Annotated in this window: 18 protein-coding genes; 7 read left to right on the top strand and 11 right to left on the bottom strand. The window is 45.5% G+C overall.

Features of this window, described 5'->3' with window-relative positions:
* Positions 1–130: 130 nt before the first annotated feature.
* The 3 genes from yidC to BO18_RS22465 form a co-directional block, all read right to left on the bottom strand.
* Positions 131–2,881: a membrane protein insertase YidC gene (yidC, locus tag BO18_RS22475; protein ID WP_034449813.1), complete on the bottom strand. Its 2,751-nt coding sequence runs from the start codon at positions 2,879–2,881 to the stop codon at positions 131–133.
* A 6-nt stretch (positions 2,882–2,887) separates the two neighbouring features.
* Positions 2,888–4,216 (bottom strand): CDP-glycerol glycerophosphotransferase family protein, encoded by a 1,329-nt coding sequence (locus tag BO18_RS22470; protein WP_051689061.1) that lies wholly within the window; start codon positions 4,214–4,216, stop codon positions 2,888–2,890.
* A gap of 211 nt (positions 4,217–4,427) precedes the next feature.
* Positions 4,428–5,492, bottom strand: a complete 1,065-nt coding sequence (locus BO18_RS22465) for a type IV pilus twitching motility protein PilT (protein ID WP_034449811.1) — start codon at positions 5,490–5,492, stop codon at positions 4,428–4,430.
* Between the two features lie 209 nt (positions 5,493–5,701).
* Here BO18_RS22465 and BO18_RS22460 point away from each other — a divergent pair, with 209 nt between their 5' ends.
* The gene (locus tag BO18_RS22460; RefSeq protein ID WP_034449809.1) at positions 5,702–6,085 is read left to right on the top strand and encodes a hypothetical protein; all 384 of its coding nucleotides are present in this window, start codon (positions 5,702–5,704) and stop codon (positions 6,083–6,085) included.
* Positions 6,086–6,094: 9 nt separating this feature from the next.
* Here the strand turns inward: BO18_RS22460 and BO18_RS22455 are convergent, their stop codons facing one another.
* A complete protein-coding gene (locus tag BO18_RS22455; RefSeq protein ID WP_034449807.1) occupies positions 6,095–6,571 on the bottom strand; it encodes a DNA-deoxyinosine glycosylase in 477 nt (158 codons plus the stop codon).
* Positions 6,572–6,735: 164 nt separating this feature from the next.
* Between BO18_RS22455 and BO18_RS22450 the strand changes: the two genes are divergently transcribed.
* The 6 genes from BO18_RS22450 (at position 6,736) to BO18_RS22425 (ending at position 14,688) form a co-directional block, all read left to right on the top strand.
* Positions 6,736–8,103, top strand: a complete 1,368-nt coding sequence (locus BO18_RS22450) for a YwqG family protein (protein ID WP_034449806.1) — start codon at positions 6,736–6,738, stop codon at positions 8,101–8,103.
* Between the two features lie 6 nt (positions 8,104–8,109).
* The gene (locus BO18_RS22445; protein WP_034449805.1) at positions 8,110–8,646 is read left to right on the top strand and encodes a hypothetical protein; all 537 of its coding nucleotides are present in this window, start codon (positions 8,110–8,112) and stop codon (positions 8,644–8,646) included.
* A 210-nt stretch (positions 8,647–8,856) separates the two neighbouring features.
* The gene (locus tag BO18_RS22440) at positions 8,857–9,087 is read left to right on the top strand and encodes a hypothetical protein (protein ID WP_034449804.1); all 231 of its coding nucleotides are present in this window, start codon (positions 8,857–8,859) and stop codon (positions 9,085–9,087) included.
* A 141-nt stretch (positions 9,088–9,228) separates the two neighbouring features.
* Entirely contained in the window at positions 9,229–9,705 is a 477-nt protein-coding gene (locus BO18_RS22435; RefSeq protein ID WP_034449803.1) for a flavin reductase, read from the top strand.
* 409 nt (positions 9,706–10,114) lie between these two features.
* A complete protein-coding gene (locus BO18_RS22430; RefSeq protein ID WP_034449801.1) occupies positions 10,115–12,499 on the top strand; it encodes a hypothetical protein in 2,385 nt (794 codons plus the stop codon).
* Positions 12,500–12,501: 2 nt separating this feature from the next.
* Positions 12,502–14,688, top strand: a complete 2,187-nt coding sequence (locus tag BO18_RS22425) for an extracellular solute-binding protein (protein WP_034449799.1) — start codon at positions 12,502–12,504, stop codon at positions 14,686–14,688.
* Between the two features lie 27 nt (positions 14,689–14,715).
* Here the strand turns inward: BO18_RS22425 and BO18_RS22420 are convergent, their stop codons facing one another.
* From BO18_RS22420 to guaA, 7 genes are all read right to left on the bottom strand, one after another.
* Positions 14,716–15,447: a hypothetical protein gene (locus tag BO18_RS22420; protein WP_185752550.1), complete on the bottom strand. Its 732-nt coding sequence runs from the start codon at positions 15,445–15,447 to the stop codon at positions 14,716–14,718.
* A 142-nt stretch (positions 15,448–15,589) separates the two neighbouring features.
* Positions 15,590–16,183, bottom strand: a complete 594-nt coding sequence (locus BO18_RS22415; protein WP_034449797.1) for a hypothetical protein — start codon at positions 16,181–16,183, stop codon at positions 15,590–15,592.
* Between the two features lie 70 nt (positions 16,184–16,253).
* Entirely contained in the window at positions 16,254–16,964 is a 711-nt protein-coding gene (locus tag BO18_RS22410) for a rhomboid family intramembrane serine protease (protein WP_034449795.1), read from the bottom strand.
* 354 nt (positions 16,965–17,318) lie between these two features.
* Positions 17,319–17,669, bottom strand: a complete 351-nt coding sequence (locus BO18_RS22405) for a DUF6547 family protein (RefSeq protein ID WP_034449793.1) — start codon at positions 17,667–17,669, stop codon at positions 17,319–17,321.
* A 316-nt stretch (positions 17,670–17,985) separates the two neighbouring features.
* Positions 17,986–19,530, bottom strand: coding sequence for an IS1182 family transposase (locus BO18_RS22400; protein ID WP_034448571.1), 1,545 nt, complete (start codon positions 19,528–19,530; stop codon positions 17,986–17,988).
* 196 nt (positions 19,531–19,726) lie between these two features.
* A complete protein-coding gene (locus tag BO18_RS22395) occupies positions 19,727–20,671 on the bottom strand; it encodes an NAD(P)H-binding protein (RefSeq protein ID WP_034449791.1) in 945 nt (314 codons plus the stop codon).
* A 344-nt stretch (positions 20,672–21,015) separates the two neighbouring features.
* Complete coding sequence (gene guaA, locus BO18_RS22390) at positions 21,016–21,996, bottom strand: glutamine-hydrolyzing GMP synthase (protein WP_081861203.1); 981 nt, start codon at positions 21,994–21,996, stop codon at positions 21,016–21,018.
* Between the last annotated feature and the right edge of the window lie 82 nt (positions 21,997–22,078).

Raw genomic sequence — 22,078 nt, 5'->3', positions numbered from 1 at the left:
TAAATATATTGCATATGAAGAATTCTCCCTTAACAGCCGTTCAAAGCATAAAGCATTTCGCATCATTCCAAATCCATATTTTATTACTTTTATTATATGTATTCAAATTCAAGCACTTTTTCATTGGATATCACTTCTCTTTCCAGTTCGACGGGTCGTGGGGATCACCGTCAAGGACATACCATTTGCCGGGAAGGAAGGTGTTGCCGTTATTTATCTCGAGATCGATTTCGTCAGAGAAGAATACGTTCTGAGGACCGTTCTTGGCATCGGAGCTGATAGGATTTTTCGTAAACGGATTAACAGGATCCTCGATCAGGCCAGCTGTGGCAAGAGAAGGTGTATCACCGTTTGTCATGAATTCATCAGATACCTTGAATCCGGTGGCGTTAAAATCCTTTACCATCAGGAGCGGCATGAAGATCTCCATATCCTGACCGTTGCAATAGATGTTGAACTGCCCGAGATCCCTGCCGTGGTCGGCTACAAGGATTATCCTGGTATTGTCGTATACACCGTTTTCGCGCAGATAGTCGAACCATCTGCCGAGTGCGATAAAGGCAGCCATGTCGACGTGATACTGGGTGACCTGATAGCTGTCGGCCATCTGCATCGTCACGCCGTCCACCGTATAACGGGATACCATATCAGTATCGTATGCCGTGTTGTCCACAAAGGGCGAGGGGACATAATCGGGCTCCTGTAAAAGACATGAGGAGTGGGTGGTATCGTTGGTCATCATCAGGAATGTGTTTCCTGCGTCGCTGCTGATCTCTGTCAGGTCAGAGAGCTTTGTGAGCACCGGATAAGATCCGAGAAAATCATGGTTATATCCGTACCCTTTGGATATGCCGTCGATGTGCTGGACTACGGAAAAAGCAGATAATGCTCCGTCGGAATTTGATGCTGCGGCTTCATTGTACAGACCGCCGTCGTATAGGGTTTCCTGCAATATTACAGGAGATATCTTCATCATGGAGTAACAGAAGAAATTGCGGTTGCGCATAGTCTTTACCCGTTCTGAAGTGTTTGCTGAATCCGCATCGTCTTCGAAATAGTTGAACATTCCGGCCGTGTTATAGCAGTTGTATTCCGGATGGTCATCAAAGATCGACAGATCCGGTATCCATTTATATCCTGCATAAGTCGGGTCGAATATGGTTACGCTGTAGTCGTTGCCGCCAAACAGGGAGGGCATGACTTTTAATGCTTCGTTCTGTTTGCTCTCAAGGCTTTCACCGTCTCTGGCGTTTATCTTCTCGGGAGTATATTCATAACCGCCGAAGAGAGCGGGTGTTCCGAAATTGGTGTGCGGTCCGTAGGAGATCGTGTTCGGATAGTATGTGAATCCGTCGAACTGTTCGAGCAGTTCGGGTTTCTCATTGAAGATATAGGGTACATGCGTTCCCATCGCTCGGTCGAGCATGAGTACGACGACGTTCTTTCCTTCTGTGCTCAAGGGGATGGAAGGCATCCCTGAGGAAGGCCCCGTCCGGCCTTCGTACCATGTATATGTGCCCATTATCTCAGCAGTGTTGAGAAGCCCCAACCCTGCCACGCTCAGGATTCCTATGATCAGAATGGTCTTCAGGATCTTTCTGAACCTGGAATAAATGAAAAGGAATACTGCAGCTAAGGCAACGGCTGCCAGCGAATTCAGAATGTATTCGGCGGCCGTGAAAGAGGGCTTTATGTCATACTGCAGAGTTGATGACAGGTTGCCGAGCTTTGTCCCGAAAAGCATGTAATCCAGGACCGATACTCCGCATATCACCCATATCCCTTTGCAGAATAATGACTTGACCTTATCGCTCATGAAGAAGTAGAAAACGCCTCCCCAGAGGACCCAGCTGCCGAAGGACAGCAACAGTGCATTAACGATGTAGAGCATTGGGTTGAACGGATCTATGACATCGATGAATTCGGCTGTCGAAGCATTAACCACGGCAGACGGGATGAGAAGTCCGGTGATAAGCGCCATAAAGGAAGTGCCTGCAAAGAATAACACTTTGTCAGCTTTTGCGGGCTCTGTCTTAGTCACAGGCTTTGTCTTCTTCTTGATGAGTCCCGAAATGAGAGGCAGAGCGAGCAATACGCATCCTGCAGAAAGGAGTATCTTCTGCCTTGCATCAAGGTCAGTCCTGATGAGCGAGAGAACAAGTATGACTCCGCCTGCAGCGGCGAGTACGATGTTCAGCACCTTCCTCGGGTTATTGAGCTTATAGAAGATGTTCTTAACGAGAGAGAATACGTTGTTTAAGAGCCAGTAGAATACAAGACCAGAAGGCGATCGGTAGAGAAGTACTAGGAATACAGCTGCAAGTCCGTATACCTGTATCTTCGCTTTAAGAGGATGTCCCTTTGTGTAGATGATGCCCGACACTATGTTGATGAGCGTCATCAGAATGGGGAGGATATTAACAGGGAAGGAGCCTATCATAAACAATGCGTCTTCCTTGCCCAGGTCGGAGATAAATCCGAACTGCATTCCCTGAAGGCTCTGCATGCCTGATAAGAGATTATAGGCTGCAATGAAGAACGGTATCTGGAGAAGGAGTGATACGGAACTCTTTAATGCATAGACGGGCTTGTAGTGATTGATGCGGTAGTATTCCTGCATCATGAGGAAACGCTCGTCACCTTTGAAAACGCTCTTTATCTGCTTGATTCGCGGAGCCATCTTTGCCTGGATGTCGCGCTCTTCGGCCTGCAGCTCATCCGCTCTCTTATACAGAGGAAGAACGAGGAAATTTACTGCGAGGCTTAAGAAAATGATGGAAAGTCCGGCATTGCCGATAAGTCTGTTCGCAATGGTAAAGATGACTTCGAACAGGAGTTCGAGCGGTGATATCAGGAAGGTATAGAGCATCGACAGAATCATTGTCCGTTATACTCCCTTTGATGCTGTTGCAACCTTTTTACGCTTGTTTTTATTTTTGGATGATCTTTCAGCTTCTGCTTTTTTGGCTTCTTCTGCCTTTGCGGCCAGCACTTCATCGTATTTTTGCATTACAAAGTCTACCGATCTCTTTGTGCTCTCGCCCATGTGCACCCATGTCTCGGCACGAGCTTTGTCACGGCCCTTCTTGAATGAAGGATCCTCTATGCATTTGTCGATAAGAGTCTTGATGTCGCCGACATTGTCCTCATTGAGTTCGAGACCCAGGTCGGGAAGGATCTTGAAAGTCCATGGCGTTTCATCGATCCAGGATGCGTCATAAGGTCTAATGTCGAACTTGGTATCCGTGTAGATGATCGGCTTGTCGAATACGAGAGAGAAATCGAAGATGACGCCTGAAAAGTCCGAGATCAGGATATCCGCCTGTCTTAAGACTTCGAAGTTGTCGTTGTCTCTATTCCAGATTACCTTTGATTCATCAGTGTACTTGGACATGAGAGCTTCGAGCATTTCTTTCTCGGATGTATAAGACTGGGGGTGAGGTCTGACTATTACTTTGTATCCCGTGGATATGAGAGCGTCGATGAGTTTTTCGCCGAATTTGGAGAGTATGCCGCTCTCCCCCCAGGAAGGAGCCAGCAGGACGGTTCTCTCGTGCGGAGGGACTTCGCCTGAAGCATCGAGTCTCTTCTTCATCTCATCCATATAAGGGATTCCGCAGAGACAGACTTCACGCGGAGCTATTTCGCGCAGTTCCTCCATCTGTCTTACTTCTCTTTCCTGATAATCTCCTGAAAGGATGAAAGCATCGTAGTGATCAGTACCGAACATGCGGTACATCAGTATTCCGTTTGCGGCATGAAGGATATGAATGTAGCAGTCGACATCCTTTGAGCGTTTCCACTGGAAAACGTCAAGGCTCGGTGTGGTCGAGAGCACTACAGAGGCATTCAGCAGATTGAGCTTGGAGAAAGCCTTGTTTCCTTCGCCTAAGAATTCGCAGGTGATGTATTCGTATTTTTTGTCGAAAGCGGGATCGTCTTCAGAGCACGTCAGGTAGACGGCTTTCTGTTTGCGCGCTTCCAGTTCGTCAAGTATGGGACCGAAAGTATTCCAATATCTCTTGTGATCCGTGAATATCGCGATCGGGATCTTTTTCTCATTACCCTTGGTGGCTTTTCCTCCGCTGGCGATAAACTTCATCTTGACCATAAGTGCGCGGGCAGAGAAGACCAGCACGCCGAAGATACCGAACAAAATGGTAAAGAGCATTCCGCCCGTACCGGGATCGATATACAAAACCTTAAAAAAATCCACCTGAAGAGTTCTCCCCGAATTCTTTTGAAATATTGCGGATGAATTGTGTCCGCAACTTATTAAGTTTATTACTTTTAATTAAAGACTTCAACTTGATACATGCAGTACTGCCGGGATTGCCGCTTCGGACAGGTTTAAGAAATACTAAGGGCTGTCTCCCGGCGGATAACCGTATGAGACAGCCCTTGCATGTGTCCCTTGCTTATTCAGATCAGAAGTAATTCGTTACACCGATCATCTTCTCAAGTTCGTTCGGATCGTAAGCTGCATCGATGGCGGTCCTTCTGGTGATGAGACCCATGGTAACAAGTCTCTGGAGATCGGTATTTAAGGTGTGCATACCGACCTGTGCGGCAGACTGGATGGCGCCCGGGATCATCTGGATCTTATCTTCGAGTATGAGACTCTTGATGGCACTCGTGCCTACCATGACCTCTGTCGTGAGGACACGGCCGTTGCCGTCTGACAAAGGAAGGAGCTGCTGTGATACAACGCCTCTGATGCTTGCTGCAAACTGTGAGCGGATCGTAGCCTGCATGTCCATCGGTGAACCGTCGATGATCCTGTTGATAGTCTGGGCGGCGCTCTGTGTGTGGAGTGTAGAGAGGACCAGGTGTCCTGTCTCGGCAGCGGTAATGGCGGCAGAGATCGTCTCGAAATCTCTCATCTCGCCGACGAGAATGATATCAGGGTCTTCACGGAGTGCGGAATGGAGTGCATATGCGAAAGTGCTGACGTCACGACCGACTTCACGCTGGTGGATCATGGCGCGGTTGTGAGGGTAGATGTACTCGATAGGATCTTCTATCGTGATAACGTGCTTAGCCTCATTCTTATTGATGTAGTCAACGATGGCAGAAAGCGTAGTCGTCTTGCCCGATCCCGTAGGACCTGTAACGAGGATGATTCCGTTGTTTGCGGTTGCAAGCGTCTTGATGACTTCCGGGAGGCCCAATGCTTCGAACTCGGGGATCTCGGCCATCAGCAGACGGATGCTGCATGCGAGGTTGTTACGCTGATGGTAAACGTTTGCCCTGATTCTTATGCCGTTGTCGATCATGCGTCCGACGTCTACGTCCTCACCTGCTTCGACGCGCTTTATCTCGTCAGGCGTAAGGATCGTATAGATCATGTCCTGTGCTTCTTCGGCAGTGGGACGTTCGTCAAGGATGTGGAGCATTCCGAACCTTCTTACGGCAAGGTTCGTACCCTGTGTAATATGGACGTCGGAACAGTCGCGTTCGATGGCATAATCCATCAGTTGTTCAAAAGTCATATATAGATCACCTCCAAAGTAAAGTTAGTCTGATTATAAATCAAAAACCTACCTGTTTAATATAGAATCCTGAACATTATTCCAAAGAATATGATATGGGGTGATTGTGCCGTAAAGACTGCATGATGATTGAAATGTCACGTTTTTTTGAATATAATTTTCTTATTGGAAAAGCTCGGAATAGCTGGAAGAATAAGGGGGAGATCATTATGCGTAAAGCTGCAGTAAACGTGGCAGTCATCATCATGTGTTTATTTATGTTCGCGGGATGCGTCCGTCCGAACAGTCTGGAGGAGGCGATATCTCCGGCTAAACTCCAAAGGATCAGCGATTCTTTGGCGTCCGGTAGTATTTACAAGGATGTTAAGGTTGAGATCAAAGGAAACCACGTTACTTTCAAGTACTACTTCAGCACATATCTGGATAACAGTCAGGCTTCCAGACTGAAACAGGCTCTTCAGAGCAGCAGCCTTCAGGACCAGTTCGACAGAATGAAGGATGAATTCGAGAAGGATTACGGCATAAGGCCAAGCAGGATCACTTTCATCTATTACAACAGTGACGAACAGATGATCGTAAAGATCGAGAAATAGTATCCTGGATCAGGAACGGATAGTTTTCCATGCTTCCACAAGCCTGTCAGTGCCCCATGCTGCATTGGCGGGACTTGTTGACGGGAGGCATATCCCTTCGCGCCCTGTCACGGGTAACAGGTATCTCTGATAGTACTGATATGCCTTCTTTCCGTTAAGGTATATTGATTTAATTTCAGCGGTTTTGAGTATGAGGGAAATATCATTGACGGTCACGTTGCGTATGCTCGAATCGGAGGAACCGTCTATCTCACAGGATGCGATGACATCCCATAATGCGACATGATTGCGGAGCAGGAATGCTTTCTTTTCCGGGACTGTAAGAGGCGCATCTTCGCCGAAGACCATAGATGTGACCTTCCAGAAACGGTTCTGAGGATGACCGTAGAAAAAGCCCTCTTCTCTGGACTTTACCGAAGGAAAACTTCCGAGGATAAGCACTCTTGATCTATTGTCGAAGACCGGATCGATCGGATGTACGATCATGTTTGCTCCTTTGGTACTGAATCATTTTGTTTAAGTATTTATACTACTCAAAATTAGAAAACAGAAGACAGTTCCCTCATGATAATATATTCTTTAATAAACCGTCCTGAACAGCAGAAGCTTTTTGTTGCCGGGCGGAATGATATGTCAGGAGGAAAAGAAAAATGTCTTATGAGATCGATAACGGATACGACCATGAATCAAAGATCAAGGAAAAGGCTCTGAGTTGTCCGCCTCTCTCAGGATTTAACCATCCCGCCGTGTTTTTAAGATGGGCTTATAACCGCGGTTTCCTTTCTGACAAACTCCTTAACGGCGAGCCGCTTCTGGAGCCCGCATTGAAGGGTAAAGGCGATGTCCGCGAAGTAATGGCAAAGAGCAATTTCATGAAAGGCGCCATCAGACCTTCATACTTCAAGGATGACTGCAAGCTGTTCGTCTGTATCTTCTATCAGTTCAGCGGCGAAAACATTTATCCTGGATGCGTAGACAAAAATGCAGAGGTTTATTTCGGAACTGAGAAATACAACAGTGAAGAATTCAAGGATGAGGCTTATCTGTTTGTCCCTTACGATGATGAGTATTATAAGAACCTTTCCGCATATATTGACGAAGCATGGGAAAAATGTCCTGACATCATGAAGGGACCTACGATAGGCAAGGAAAAACTCGATTACATCTGTGACATGATAAAGCAGCTGACGGAAAAGGATGCCATATTCTTCTCTGTTCACAAGGGCAAGACAAGCCTTACTTCGAGTAAGATCGGAGGATATCCCTACTGGCCGTCCGGCAAGGAATATCCCGTGGATTCGAACGGCGATAAACTGGTCCTTCTCGCACAGGTGAACCTCAGCGATTTTAAATTCGATAAACTGCCGGATACCGGTCTTCTTCAGTTTTTCATCTCGACCGGCGACAAACTCGGATTAGATGACGAAGAAGGATCAAAGGTCGTATATCACAAGACCATAGACGAAAACATTAAGGAAGAAGACGTAAAGAATCTGGGCATTCCTTCAAATGAGGAATTTGCGGACGGGAATAGGGAATTCCGTTCAGCAAAAGACGGGATCGCGGGCAATGATGAGGTCAGCCTGCCCACTTATGAGTCTTATCCGATAACCTTTACCGTTCAGAAAGACTCACTGCATGCCGGTCAGGCCGGGTATGTGAAGATCGTTGATGAGATAATGAGATATAAATACGGCTGCTATGTCAGAAGAAGACACTTCTGGCAGATAATGAGCGATGCTGACGGTGATTATCTGTACTATCAGCGTCCCGATGTCGAACACAAAATGTTCGGTCACCCGTTCTTTATAAAGGAAGATCCCAGAAAGACCGGACCTGTATGGCGCGTTCCGGATCTGTATAACACACTGCTCTTCCAGCTGGATTCCGAATCAGGTAATGAAGAAGGAGTTAAGATCATGATAGGCAATAAGGGCATCATCAACTTCTTTATCGACGATGATGATCTGAAAAACCTTGATTTTAATGATGTTCTCTACCACTGGGATAACCACTGATCCGGTATGAATCTTTATCATTTCTACGACGTAAGGACAGGCCCTTTTAAGAGCCTGACAAAGATTCCTGCAGAAGAAGCAAAGGCAGTCATTGGAAGGATCAGGGAGGAACGCCCTGATTCCATGTGCGCACAGCGTAATGACACCTATGTCGAAAAGCGCCGCAACTGCGAGGCAATACTGCGCAGGGAATTCGAAAAGAAGGGCGGAGTGATGGAGATCAGCTCTCCGCACTATATGGTCGTGGAGTTCAGTCCGTGGCTCTATTCCTGGTATGAGCAGCCGGCATTCATAAAGATCCCCATAGAGGAATTCGACCTTAAGACAGTGTCGTTTACGTACGGTGATTCGATGCCGACTTTCAGCGATAAGGTCAACGACGGAAAAGAGTACAGGAAGAAACTCTACACCTGCGATGAGATACTGAAAGTGATAGATAAGTACGGACTGCCGCAGGAGTGGAACGACGACGGGTCAAAAGGACCCGAAAGGTATATCGAAGCCCATGTCTGGAGCGACAGGGTTATAGAAAAATACTGTTAATTCCGGTATCTCATTCCAATCGTGAATTTATTGTTTATTTTTGAATAACCTTGGGTGAATTTTAGCTCTGCCGCGGTTGTTTTAGCACTATTGTATTTTATACTGACTTTATAGCGGTTATCGGCTATGTTTGTGAATTAAGATCAATAGTTCGAATGTAATACCTTATGCGGATCTTTCCGTAAGTTTTGAAGATCGGAGGTAACCCGGATGGATACAAGAGAATTGTGTATTGATGAACTCGGTACAGTCAACGGCGGATATTTTAATACTTCATCGATCAAGACACCGCCCAAGATCTATTCAAACCAGGGCAGCGGTATGCTGAATGCGGCAATGCCGGATGTGGATCCGTATATGAGGTCTGCCCCTGTTAAAGCAGGAAGGCCCGTCTGCGGATCGGATACAGGTGTGGATCCTTATATGCGTTCCATTTTCTGAGTCTCACAGTTCACCGGAACGGAAAAACTAAAGATTTGCCTGTCAGTAAGGGGTTGCGGATGAGTACCGCAGCCCCTGATCTTTTCTTATCCGGGACGGGACGGAAATGTTAATATGTTAGGTGACAGACAGGAGGTTATTATGGAATTTTCAACAGATATTTTCTCGCAGTTCGACAAGAAGTGGGCACTCCTTACGGCAGGAAAGCCCGGTGATTTTAACACCATGACCATCAGCTGGGGCGGCATGGGCACTTTGTGGGGCAGACCGGTTGTGACGTCGTATGTCCGCACGAGCCGTTACACGCATGAATTCGCTGACAGGGAAGAGTATTTCACGGTAAGCTTTTTCCCTGAGGAATACAAGAAAACGCTTGCGGTCTTAGGTTCGAAATCAGGCCGCGACATCGACAAGATCAACGCTTCCGGCCTGACACCTGTAGTTGCAGGTGAATCAGTCACTTTCGAAGAGGCGGAAGTCACACTGCTCTGCAAAAAACTGTTTAAGCAGAGGCTTGATCCTGCGAACATCATTGATCAGGGAGTTAAGGATTCCCACTTCTATGATAACGACGCCGAGCACGACATGTACATCGGTGAAGTGGTGGAGATCCTTTAAACTCGGGAACGGCAAGACTCCCTTCCGGTATAGCAGGTATATTGTGCATGAGATCGTCACACTGAAGCGGTTTTTGTGACGGTGTCGTGCAGTGCTCATTTCCGTACGGTTTTATAGCCAGATTCAGTACTAAAAAGTGCACTTTTAAGTAAAGTGCATTTTTCAGTACGGATTCTGAGGAAAATCCGTACGCTTCGACGCACTTCGCGGAAGCACCCTGTCACGCTGAGAGGCATCTCCGTGACGTTTTCGCGCGATCCGGTTTTGAATGTTCATGAAACATGACATGCGGGCATCAATTCGGCATAGGTTTGGTGACTTTTTAAGGATTCCTGTTTTCAATCAGCAAAAATCTTTTATAGTAAGGTCAGGGAAATAGGAATTTCATTCGATTTAGGAGGAATCTGTCATGAGGAAGGAAAAAGCGGTTTCTTCTCTGCTCGCAGTCTGCCTGTTTGCAACCGTGCTCGTGTCATGCACGAAAACGGGTAAGGAGCAGGTGGTCAGGGAAGATGATCCATGGTTTGATTCAATAAGATTTGAACTCGATACCGATCAGAAACCAACAGAGATGATGGAAAGCAGCATTGTGAGTTACTGTAACGGCAAAGTTTATCATTTATACAGCCTCACCAATCTTGCTGATTATGATGATTACAGAAGGACTATGCTCACGACATACGATGAACATGGCAATGAGTTAAGTTCGATCAGACTTGAAGATCCCGTCAACTATGTCTTGAGCAGCATCATTGCGGTAAGGCCTGACGCAGACGGTAAAACACTTGAAGCTGCCGCAGAAGTATTTGCACCGGGTTATTTTGCGAATGCGATCTGCAAGATCGACATTGAGAGCGGAAAAGTAACTTCCACAAAACTGATGGAAAAAGAGCCGGGCAAGCCGTTGGAACTGTCTGCAGGAGGCAAGGATGTTTATGGCGTATCAGATGTTTATTCTGCAGGAGAATATTATTTTCCTGTTATCTACGAGGGTTCATTAGGTGGTGAGGTGAAGGCTCACATATACTCGTTTAGGGGTGCCGAATACATAACCGAGCTGGATCTTACAGGTGTTCCCGCAGTACATATGCTCGAGGAGTTCTCCTACGATTCAAGGAGCAAAACCGTATTGACCATAGGCTATACCATGACCGACGGAGCGGTGGTATTGGAGTTTGATCCCGAGACAGGCAAGCGCACAGGCTATGAGAAATACAATGTTCAGGGCGATGGAGAGGTAAACCTTGCCGAATACAGAGCGGTTACCACAGGCGAGCTTTATAAGATCGACATGCTGGGAAACATAACCACATTTGACATGCAGACTCAGGAGGAAGTAACGGTTATTGACAACAACTGGTATACACCGTATTTTTCAGACCTTACGGAGGAATCCAATCTTGTCTATTGTGACAGCAGCAAAGCGGTGATCCAGTCGAGCGTTGAAGAACCGTATTCAATGTTCTTTGCGGGAACAAGAGAGACTGTCACCATACTTACAAAAGCTGACTCAAATCCTCATGCCGGCAAGAAAGTGATAGAACTTGCCACACCGGTCGACAAGGGCATGTCTGAATATCTGTCAAATGCGGTCTATGAATTCAACAGGACCGATAACGAATATCTCATCAGAGTATGGAGCAAATATAAGACCGGTATCGTCGCAGGCAGGGATCTGTCGATCCTGAATGCAGATGACGAGAAGATGTATACGATGATCCAGGAACTGAAAGGTGATGAAGCTCCTGATATCGCGATCGGGATCCAGAAACAGTATGCGATGAGGGATGATATTTTCGAGAACCTGGACGGATATCTGGAACAGGACGTATTGGACAGGCAGTTTTCCAATATTATCGAGGCATCGAGATTCGGAGGAAAGCAGTATTTTCTGCCGGTAACCATTGAGATCGAGGGGCTGGTAACAGATAAGAGCCTGACAGGTGACGGCGTTTACGGAATAACATTCGAAGACTATGACAGGATGGTAAATGAACAGTTAGACGGCTTCTCGCCTTACGATTATCCGTTCTCTGAATGCTTCTATAAGAAGGACTTCATCCTCTCATGCATCGATGTCAAAGCGGCCGTGGAAGGTGACAGGGTTGATTTCGGCACGGAACAATTCAGGGCTGCAGTTGAATATTCAAATGAGCATTTTGCGCAAGACGGATTCACAAAACCCGCTGACTTTGAATGGGATGAAGAGACAGCACGTGTACGTGGTTCCTGCAGATATGACAAGATAGGAAGCTATATTGATTTTATCCGTGCGTGCAAGGATGAAGATGGGAACTATACCATAATCGGAACTCCTTCCGTTGACGCATCAGGCCCGAGATTCAGAGCATTGGAAACAATATCCGTTACTTCCGCATCTGACGTGAAGGACGGTGCAAAGAAATTCCTGAATTTCCTGTTCGCGGGAGCTGGTTACTCCGGGTCCTCAAAGGAATTCCAATGTATTGTCACCAATAAAGAAACAATGGCAAGGAACATGTCGATGATCACGGAGAAAAACAATGACGCGCAGGCAGGTCTTCTGGAAATGGCAGATTACATGACAGGTATCGCAGATGACGCGGCGCTCTACGGTTATAAATATGCCGGCGATGGCTTGGGGGACAGCTTCTTCGATTGTCTATCGGCGCTCTCCAGATATTATTATGACGATCCTGTAATTACGGCTTTCCTCACGGAAGAGATCGGTCCTTACTATGCGGGAGACCGTTCGCTTGATGACGTGATAAAGATCCTTAATGACCGTTCCGAAAAATACATCAAGGAGATGTGATAATGAAAAAGATCGTATCAGCTGCTATGGCGTCTGTGTTTTTGTTTGGCTCTCTTATATCTTTTGCCGGATGCAAAGGCAAGGTGAAAAGGGAACACGAAGTCATCAGCGCGACTGACAAATGGTACTCATGCACCGAGTTCGATGCCGCAAGCAAATGCAATGCCCTGAATTACAATAATTATCATTTCTGGGCTCCTGTAGTGATCGGTGACAAGGTCGTAGTGACCTACAATGCTTATGATGACCTGTACTCGGGCGACCCGCATGACCCGATATGCATCTTTGATTCCGAAGGCAATCTTCTGAAAGAGTTCGAGATCACCGAAGAACTTCCCATGAGCACAAAACTCGGAGTCGTGGAAGAAAACGGAAACATGGCCGTGTACTTTCAGTCGATGGGCAAGCTCTATAAGGCTGATATTAACAATACTACTTATGAGATAGAGAATACTCGCGAGATAGATCTTAACGGCGATACCGTACAGTTCTCCAATTGCATGGCATCTGAAGGATATGTTTTTGCGGCCGGAACAAAGAACGGCGAGAGTTTTCTCTATGTGATCAAAGACGAAGAAGTTATCTTCAGCAAAAAGATGTTCGTTGAGTATCCGGTGATTCATGGTGTCACATATAAGGACGGCGGATTTCAGCTGTTGAATTACTACTCGTTATATTTTTTCGATCCGGAGAAACTGGAATTAAAAGCTGACGGTACGGCTTTTGCCCATTCGGGAGTGCAGGAAGAGATCATCGGGTCAGACGGCAGGAGCTATGTCAAAAAAGCCGACGGCATCTATGTCGATGATGAGCCGTACGTTTTGTATTCAGATACCGACTGTAACGTATACAGGTTTATGCTCGCAGATCTTCTCGAAGTAACAGAGGATTCCATAGTCCTCAATCTGAACATTACAGATTACGGTACCGATACGCCACAGATAATGTATCTCAAAAAGGAAGCTTCAAATCCGCATGCGGGCAAGACTGTCATCAGGGCCAAATCCTACGGCAATTCGATTGATTCGATGACAGGCGAGGCTATCCGTCAGTTTAATAACAGCAGCAAGGATTATTTCGTAAGATATGCAAGCGTCTCCCAGTACTTTATCTCGGATGAGGAATTTTCCGAACTGTACGAAAAAGATTTCAGGGAAGAGATAATATCGCCTGAAGCTGCCGATATCTATTTCGGTGTCGATTCTTTATGGTGGTTCCAAAACGAAGACTGTTTCGTGGATCTTAAGAACGAACTGCAGTTGGATCCCGATACTTATTACACGAAGATAACCGACAGTGCTTCACGTGACGGCAAGCTTTTTTACATGCCCCTGGCATATTGGGCGGAGGGGCTCTGGACAGATGCATCCAATGTTAAGGACGGAGCGAAAGGGTTTACGTACGATGAGTATGAGCAGTTCGTATCAACTACAGGTAACGGTAAGGATGCAATGTCGCAGTACTTCTCCAGAGAGGATTACTTCATCATGTGCTTTTCCATGATGAACGACACATGGTTCGAAAACGGCAAAGTCAACATAGCGAACAGCGAGTTTGAGTCCATGTGCGGATACTTCAAAGATAATGTTCCGGAAAATCCCGTGATCACCGAAGAGCAGATCATGTCGGGAGATTTTGTTACCGTTTCCGGATACGAGTTCAGCGATACGGATCCGTTCCTTTGCTGTCATCTCCTCGGGAAATACGACGATCCGGTGTTGCTCGGTCTTCCGACGTCAGACGGAAGGGGACCCGCGGCAGTCATTTCGAATTCCGTTGCAGTCAGCGCCGTTTCGGATCTTAAGGAAGGCTGTATTGATTTTATTAAGGTGCTGCTCTCCAAAGACATTCAGGAGAAGTGCAAAGACAATCCTATAAACAGGACTGCGCTTCCCGCCATAATCGACCGGGCAGGTGAGTATTTCCGTTACGAATACAAGATGGCCGGATTCACTTCGGAGTCAGAAGCTGCAAGATACGATTACTATTTCCTCACGGATGAGATGAAAGCATCTTATATAGCAAACATGGAAAAGGTTGAAGTCGTTTCCGCTTCCGATCCTTCCATAAGAGCTATCGTTTACGAGGAACTGTCTGAAGCATATTCAGGCCAGAAGGATATCAAGGATATAGAGGTGTCACTCGAAAACCGCCTTAAGACTTTGTACAGCGAGAAATATTCCAAGTGATGTTAGAATAACACCCGGGTATATCCGTCAATAATCTTCCGATACAAATATCAGATAGAAATAGTCGTTGTCAGATTTGATCTTCTTGTAGCAGACAAGCCAGTCATGGGAATCATCGACTTTGATCCTGACGCCCTTATTATATGTATTCATCAGGTTGAAGAACTCGCTTCCCTGTGAGCCTTCGCTGTAGCGTTCCACAAACGCATCGTAGATCTCCATCGCCTTATCAGGATCGTGGATCCTCATTTTCATCGAGAATTCGATCGCGCCTGTGGATTCGGTTCCGTCTATGTTAAAACTTTCGATGTGATCGATCTTCTCATCAGGGAGGATCAGGTCATAGAACATGAACAGGCCGCTGCCGCTTGAATCTGCATTGTTATATGCAGGGCGCTTGAGTTCCTTATCGAAAGTCTTAATATCCGCGATGTCATATGTGTGCGCGATGTCGTGATAATACTCGTATTCGGCAATGATCTCATCGACCGTCATATCCTGGATAATGTAGTAGCTGTCCATCCCTTTATAGCCGCCACCCTCATAATAGTCTCTGCCCTGAGTCTCTCTGGGAGGTACCGGCGTAGGATCAGGATCATCCCTGTAGTAACTGTGCTCTGTCTCATCGTCATCATCCCAAACATCGGGTTTCGGCGAAGTATTGTAATTCAATGCAAATGCCACAACTGCAACTATTCCGGCTGTTACCGTTAACGCAACTGCTCCTGCCGCAACACAGATCAATGCTTTCTTAGCCATATTATCTGTACCTTTCTTTTCCCCAAAAAGGATCTTATACCTGGTATACAACCAACAAGACTGAATTGTTGCATATTGCAGGTCAGATCAGATAAAGAGATTATACCATTCAGGCAACGTGCTCACGGTGAAGCGGGTTTTGTCACGTGGAAAGAGTGTACTTATCTTTGGTGAATACAACAGGTGTCTGCCCTTGATAGTCTTCGAAATAAACGACATATACCGTGTCGCCGGCAGATATCTTTTCATATTGTGTGCCGTATACTCTCACTTCAGTTCCATCACTCAGTTTCACCCAGGCACTATGATTTCTGAAACCGTTTTTGACAAATCTTTCTTCTACAACCATCTCATGCACTTCGTAAGTTGCGCTTTGAGCTCTCTTAAACGTCGGAACATTCGGTATTATCAAGGCACACATAACGGCGGTCAGACAGACAATGGCAAAGATCCAATCAGCCTTCTTATACTTTTTGATTATCAGTGACACTGCAAAGACCAAAATGCAAAAAGCAAATACTGCCAGGATCGGAACCAGAAGAAAACATATCTGATACTGATGAAGAAATGCTTCATTAATATCTGTATTCTGACTGAATACTATCTGATAGATATAGTTAACCAGAGACGACTTAAGGAAGGGCCTGGAAATAAAGATAATAAACAAGACGATAACAGCAATAAACAGTATCCACCATACCGTTCTGACGAGATTCTTATTATCATCTTGCTTCAACTTATTCCTCATGGTAATCAGATCCTAAAGATTCAACTGAAGTGCATTTTCTCCACCATTTTGCTTTACCTCAACCGGCGGACTCCGGTTTCTTTATATCGAAATATGCATTTATAGACTTGCGGAAAACAATCGTAAATATAATCCCGATAACCAGTGCCAGAAGGTGTATGATCATAGACTCTATTCCTGTAACACCACTTACACTCGGACTGAGTGAAATAATAAGTGTTGGAACGGCCATCGACATCAGGAAATAAAATGAAATTTGCTTAAAGAGCTTGCCGAATCCGTATTTTCTTCCAAGAACAAATAACGCGTACATAACGATCGGCATAAAGCAGAATGCCAGACCGGAAGCTCCTGCACCGCCAGCCAGTTCACTTTCATTTAAGATTTTAGTATAGACCGCGTCTATTATAAGCATAGTGATAACATCGGCCACCCAGGATACAGCAAACAAGACCAGTGTCTTTTTGGTTCCTAATATCTTTTCGGCCAGGATTCCAAACGGCAGTATCAGAAGCAGATTATATCCGAGATGACCAAGCGTCAAATCAATAGCAGAATAAGGAGCATCCGGCGGGAGAAGTTCTTGAGGTGCTCCATGAAGGAAAATCCACGTAATTATCTGCCACGGATATTTAAGAGGGAAAAACGCAAAGACAAAAAATGTTGAAGGAATAAGCTGAGAAATAAGAGTCACGATTATGCATAATAACGTGACGGCTATGCAAAAAAACGGAATGCCTTTTCCTAAATAAATGTTTCTGATCTTCATAGTCATTAACCCCATATCAGCCCGATAGCTGTTGATCATATAATAACAGAAAAGCAAAGCCGGCCTTATGTCACAACCTTAAAGAATCGCCTTAAGAAAAACAACCCCGCTGTCTGCAAGATGCAAAATCAGCGGGTAAGATGCATTTTCAACGTGAAAACAGAAGGTTTCAATACCAAGGAATCTCTCCCTCAGACAAGATAATCATACTATCCGTTTTTCCTGACGAAAACGAAAGCCCCAAACAATGGGGCTTTCTTATATGTTTTTTTTATTTAAATTTTAAAGTGATATTACTCGTACTCAACTGTTGTTGTCGAAATCGCATATGTATATGTTCTCTTGATTCTGTTTCTACTCAGGCCATTCATCGCCTTCGCATCTTGAGATGAAGTCATAGTACATACTGTCAAACGCATCATATGGTAATTGCATACCATCCTGACTGAGCACCAAACCATCCATATCCATTTTCTCATTCATATAAGCCAAGGTATCATGTATTCCGCCTATTCGGGCTTGAGTTGCCAGTTTAGCCAGTACTTTCTTTTGATCTTCTGACAGAGAGGAAAGCAGTTCATTAATATCCTTATTCTCGGCGGTATCCGGATATCCCTTTTCAAGAATCCATTTGACTAGTACTCCGTCTTTTATACTGACCAGTCCGTCTATAAATGATTTATACAATTCGAGTACATTTGCCATAATCTGTTACCTCCTAACTTCATTATCCATAATTCATCCAGCTTAGACGATATTTCTGATTATTTTCTGTACTAAGGAATCTCTCAGATAAGGTAATTATATCATCCATGAAAAGAACTCATGGCATAAAAAAGGAGTTGTCTCAAAAGTGACTAGTTCACAGAGAGGCAACTCCTTTTAAATTGTTCAAAACCGAACGCAAAACACCTCTAGAATCGTTAAAAATCGAGTCTCAATGGCAGTTTTTGTAGATAACTTGTTTTTTGAGCATGCTAACGCCGGTTCAGGATGGTTTCCGAACTGTTTTTATGTTTTTCTAAGCTGATTCGGAAAGAGGAAACAGCGCTTGTCCGATCCGCCCGCTTTGTATTCGGTTGTGGAGTTTGTTGAGGTCAAATGCTATTGCTAACAATGTGTATTCAGTTGCAACATTTTCTTTGCCCCGCGTAAGAAACCTCTTGAATCCGTAATCCTGTTTGGTTATTCCAAAGACACCTTCGGCTTGTATGGATCTGTTGACTCTCAGTTGGATTCCTTTTTCCGAAGTGATATTGTTCCGGCTTTCCTGCCTGAATGCATCGAAGACCTCACTTACCTGAATGCTCTTTGTGTATTGTCCTTTGTAACACTTGCCGTAGTATGGGCAGTCTTCACAGGATTCGCATTTATAGATCTTAATAGTGCTCTCATAACCCATGAAACCTTTCTTGTGTTTGTTTCCGGATAACTTGAGGTTCCGTCCGCCTTTACAGGTGTATACATCCTTTTCCTTGTCGTAATCCATTGCAAGCCTGAATTCCATATCCTTCTGGAATTTCTTTGTTTTGGAATACTCGTAGTTGGATGGTTTTATATACGGCGTGATTCCATTGCGCTTGAGATAGTCGTAATTCTCTTCGCTCTCGTAGCCTGCATCGGCAATCAGATTGCCGAAGTTCCTGCCGTAGTTTCTGTTAAGCTTGTCCAGAAAAGGAATAAGAGTACGCATATCTGCTCGTTCAGCTGATACATCTATTCCAACTATGTATTCGCTCTCAACGGCTGCCTGGATATTATATCCCGGCTTTAACTGACCGTTACGCATATAGTCTTCTTTCATGTGCATAAAGGTTGCATCTTTATCTGTCTTGGAATAACTGTTTCTGCCTTTAAAGGTGGCCCGGGCAGTCTCGTACTTTTGTTGTCTGGTCTTAAAGTCTTCTATTGTTTCTATCTGTTTTTGTAATTCTGTCTTTCTCTTGCCTGAGCCATAAACAAATTCAGTTCCCTGGCAGTCTGCTATCAGCACAAGATCACTCAGCACTTTCTGAAGATACTGAGCCGTGATGTATTCGGGAACAACAGTGATGCCCAATTCTTCTTTGAGATATTTGGTTGCCTTTATCTGGAGCTTTGCTTCGCTCTTTTCAATAAAACCACGCCATACAAAGGAATACTTGTTGGCATTGGCTTCTATCTTTGTTCCGTCTATAAACAGGTTCTCAAATTGTATCTCGTCAGCTTCAGCCAACAGATTAACCAGCTGAGTAAGCAGGCCTTCTACACAATGCGTTAGATGCTTTTGGCGGAATCTTGCTATGGTATTGTGGTCAGGAACATTTTCTCCTCTGAGCAGATACATAAACGCCAGATTTAACTTACAGGCCTTTTCTATCTCTCGCGAAGAATAGATATGCTGCGAATATGCATATACCATTATCTTGAACAGAGTCTTCGGTTCGACTGCAGGATTTCGTCCTTCGGACGAGTAGGTCAGGTACAATTCTTTGTAATCTATCTCCTCTAAAACCTGATCTATGAGTCGCACTGAATCGTCTACGGGAATTAAACATTCGGTTTGAATTGGAAGTGACAGTTGAATATAGCTCCCGTTTTTGCTATAGTCAGACTGTAATGTTAGAGTTTTTTTCACAATTCAATTCTAACAATAAACGGGCCCTTCGGGACCCGTTTTCTTTTGAAATAGTTAGGGGCTATCTCGTTTTGTTTTGAGACAGCCCCTTTCTTAGTTTATGACTCATTAATGAGAGTAATAATGTTTGCACGTGTTTTCAGCTTTAAGCGTCTTTAGAGTGACGGTCTCCGACCTGGAAGTCGTCAGCATGTTCGAACATGTAAAGTACGGTGATAGGTTCCTGACCGGTCAGCTTCTGGAAATCATCCGTCTTGATCGCCATCTTGCCTTCACGTATAGCCTGTGCGAATGTTACCATTCCGTCTGAAGAATAAGGTGCCTCGCTGCCTTCCTTGAAGACACCGTCCGTCGTTCTCGGTACGCCCATTGCATCGAAAACCCGGTAGTTTTCTTCATCTGTAAGTTCCTTGTAAGATACGTTGTTGCCTGTAGCCTGGTTGCCGTATTCGATGAATTTTGAGATGGTCATAAGCTCAGGTCCGTTGATGTTGAGAACAGCGTGATTATATTCGCCACCGCGATGGAGTGCATAAGCCAAAGCCTTAGCGCAGTCTTTTCGCGATATATAAGCCATAAGACCGTCGCCCTGGCTGTTCTTCAGGACGCTGTCCATATGGACGAATGTGAAGTAGTTGGTGATCATTGCTTCCGCATACTGCGAGTTGCGCAGGAAGATGAAATCCAGTCCCTGCTCTCTGATATAGAGCTCTGTGTAGATGTGGTCCTTTTTCTCTACTGAAGGGTTTGTCTCGTCATCAGCATTTACGAGCGATGTGTAGATGATCTGCTTAACACCTGCTTCTTTGGCTGCATCAACTACATTGCGGTGAGCATTCTGTCTCTTCGCGCCTACAAAAGGCATAGAGATGAGAGCAAGTCTCTCAGCTCCTGCAAATGCTTCTGCAAGGCCTTCTTTGTGATTGAAATTCGTGACTCTGGTCTCGATCCCGATGTCCGCATAAGGCTTAAGCGCATCAGGATTATATCCGCAGAAAATAAGGTTTTCCTTATTCTCAAGTTCCATCAAGATCTTGGCTGCTTCAGCTCCAAGATTGCCATCAACTCCGGTAAGTAAAAGTTTGCCCATGATGCACCTCCTGAAAAGAATTAAAGCTCATGCTTATGATCACATTATACCTTGTTCTGAACATATAGGACCAGTTTACCTGGGTCTAAGTGAATATTATGAGAAAACTGATTACATGAAGGACTGCCCTTATCACCAATAGTTTATTTAGTTAAAATTTTATCGACCAAGGAACACCCTTGATCAAGGTAATTATACCATCCCGGGTAAAACACTCTAAGCTAAAAAGAAGCTCCTGAATTACCAGGAGCTTCCTTAGTTTTTGTCTCATTGAAAAGAGTAATATTGTTTGCGAGCGACTTCCGCACAAGCGAAGCGCGGAGGACCTTAGCGAGCAAATAATATTACTCGTACTCTACCGTTGCTGTCGGCTTCGGAGTGTAATCGTAAAGTACACGGTTGATGCCGGGAACCTCGTGGGTGATACGGTCTGTGATGCGGCACATGAGATCGTAATCGATGGGCTCTACTGTAACCTGGACAACATCGACCGTGTTGATGGCGCGTACGATGCAGAGCCACTCGAATGCTCTCTTGCCGTCCTTGATGCCCGTGGACTTGAAGTCGGGAACGACAGTGAAGTACTGCCATACCTTGCCTGCAAGGCCGGCCTTTTCGAATTCTTCTCTGAGGATGGCGTCAGATTCCCTGACTGCTTCGAGTCTGTCTCTTGTGATGGCGCCGGGGCATCTTACTCCCAAGCCGGGACCCGGGAAGGGCTGACGGAATACCATTTTGTCGGGGAGACCCAATGCGGAACCTACTACACGGACCTCGTCCTTGTAGAGATACTTAACGGGTTCAACGAGCTCGAAATCGAGTTCCGGAGGAAGTCCGCCTACATTGTGGTGAGCCTTGATGCCCTGTTCGCTCTCAAGGATGTCGGGATAGATGGTGCCCTGTGCGAGGAATGCGATGCCGTCGAGTTTTGCAGCTTCTTCAGCAAAGACCTTGATGAATTCTTCGCCGATGATGTGGCGCTTCTGCTCGGGATCCGTTACGCCTGCGAGGAGATCTAAGAATCTGTCGACTGCATCAACGTAGATGAGATTTGCGCCGAGCTCGTCTCTGAAGACCTTGCATACCATCTCAGGCTCACCCTTTCTGAGGAGACCGTGGTTGACGTGTACGCAGACCAGGTTGGTTCCTATGGCCTTGATCAGGAGTGCTGCGACTACCGAGGAGTCAACACCGCCCGAAAGAGCGAGAAGGACCTTCTTGTCGCCGACCTGTTCTTTTATCGCTGCGATCTGGTCGGCAATGAATGCGTCAGCCATTTCTTTTGTAGTGATTCTTTTCAGGGATTCCGGTCTTACGTCTGCCATATGCAAAGCCTCCGATGTAAAATATATTGACTCAAACATTTTACAATATTGTGCAGAAGTTTGGGACAGCAAATGATACAAT

It is taken from the genome of Butyrivibrio sp. AE2032 (assembly GCF_000702965.1).
Note: the sequence above shows the minus strand (reverse complement) of the source record. Positions and strands in the feature narration are given on the sequence as shown.

Bases quoted from the DNA above. Each gene is read 5' to 3' on its own strand.
- guaA (WP_081861203.1), bottom strand. From the start codon at position 21,996: ATGGCAGACGTAAGACCGGAATCCCTGAAAAGAATCACTACAAAAGAA.
- BO18_RS22420 (WP_185752550.1), bottom strand. From the start codon at position 15,447: ATGGCTAAGAAAGCATTGATCTGTGTTGCGGCAGGAGCAGTTGCGTTA.
- BO18_RS22460 (WP_034449809.1), top strand. From the start codon at position 5,702: ATGCGTAAAGCTGCAGTAAACGTGGCAGTCATCATCATGTGTTTATTT.
- BO18_RS22410 (WP_034449795.1), bottom strand. From the start codon at position 16,964: ATGAAGATCAGAAACATTTATTTAGGAAAAGGCATTCCGTTTTTTTGC.
- BO18_RS22455 (WP_034449807.1), bottom strand. From the start codon at position 6,571: ATGATCGTACATCCGATCGATCCGGTCTTCGACAATAGATCAAGAGTG.
- BO18_RS22450 (WP_034449806.1), top strand. From the start codon at position 6,736: ATGTCTTATGAGATCGATAACGGATACGACCATGAATCAAAGATCAAG.
- BO18_RS22430 (WP_034449801.1), top strand. From the start codon at position 10,115: ATGAGGAAGGAAAAAGCGGTTTCTTCTCTGCTCGCAGTCTGCCTGTTT.
- BO18_RS22405 (WP_034449793.1), bottom strand. From the start codon at position 17,669: ATGGCAAATGTACTCGAATTGTATAAATCATTTATAGACGGACTGGTC.
- BO18_RS22445 (WP_034449805.1), top strand. From the start codon at position 8,110: ATGAATCTTTATCATTTCTACGACGTAAGGACAGGCCCTTTTAAGAGC.
- yidC (WP_034449813.1), bottom strand. From the start codon at position 2,881: ATGATTCTGTCGATGCTCTATACCTTCCTGATATCACCGCTCGAACTC.
- BO18_RS22395 (WP_034449791.1), bottom strand. From the start codon at position 20,671: ATGGGCAAACTTTTACTTACCGGAGTTGATGGCAATCTTGGAGCTGAA.
- BO18_RS22465 (WP_034449811.1), bottom strand. From the start codon at position 5,492: ATGACTTTTGAACAACTGATGGATTATGCCATCGAACGCGACTGTTCC.
- BO18_RS22425 (WP_034449799.1), top strand. From the start codon at position 12,502: ATGAAAAAGATCGTATCAGCTGCTATGGCGTCTGTGTTTTTGTTTGGC.
- BO18_RS22435 (WP_034449803.1), top strand. From the start codon at position 9,229: ATGGAATTTTCAACAGATATTTTCTCGCAGTTCGACAAGAAGTGGGCA.
- BO18_RS22440 (WP_034449804.1), top strand. From the start codon at position 8,857: ATGGATACAAGAGAATTGTGTATTGATGAACTCGGTACAGTCAACGGC.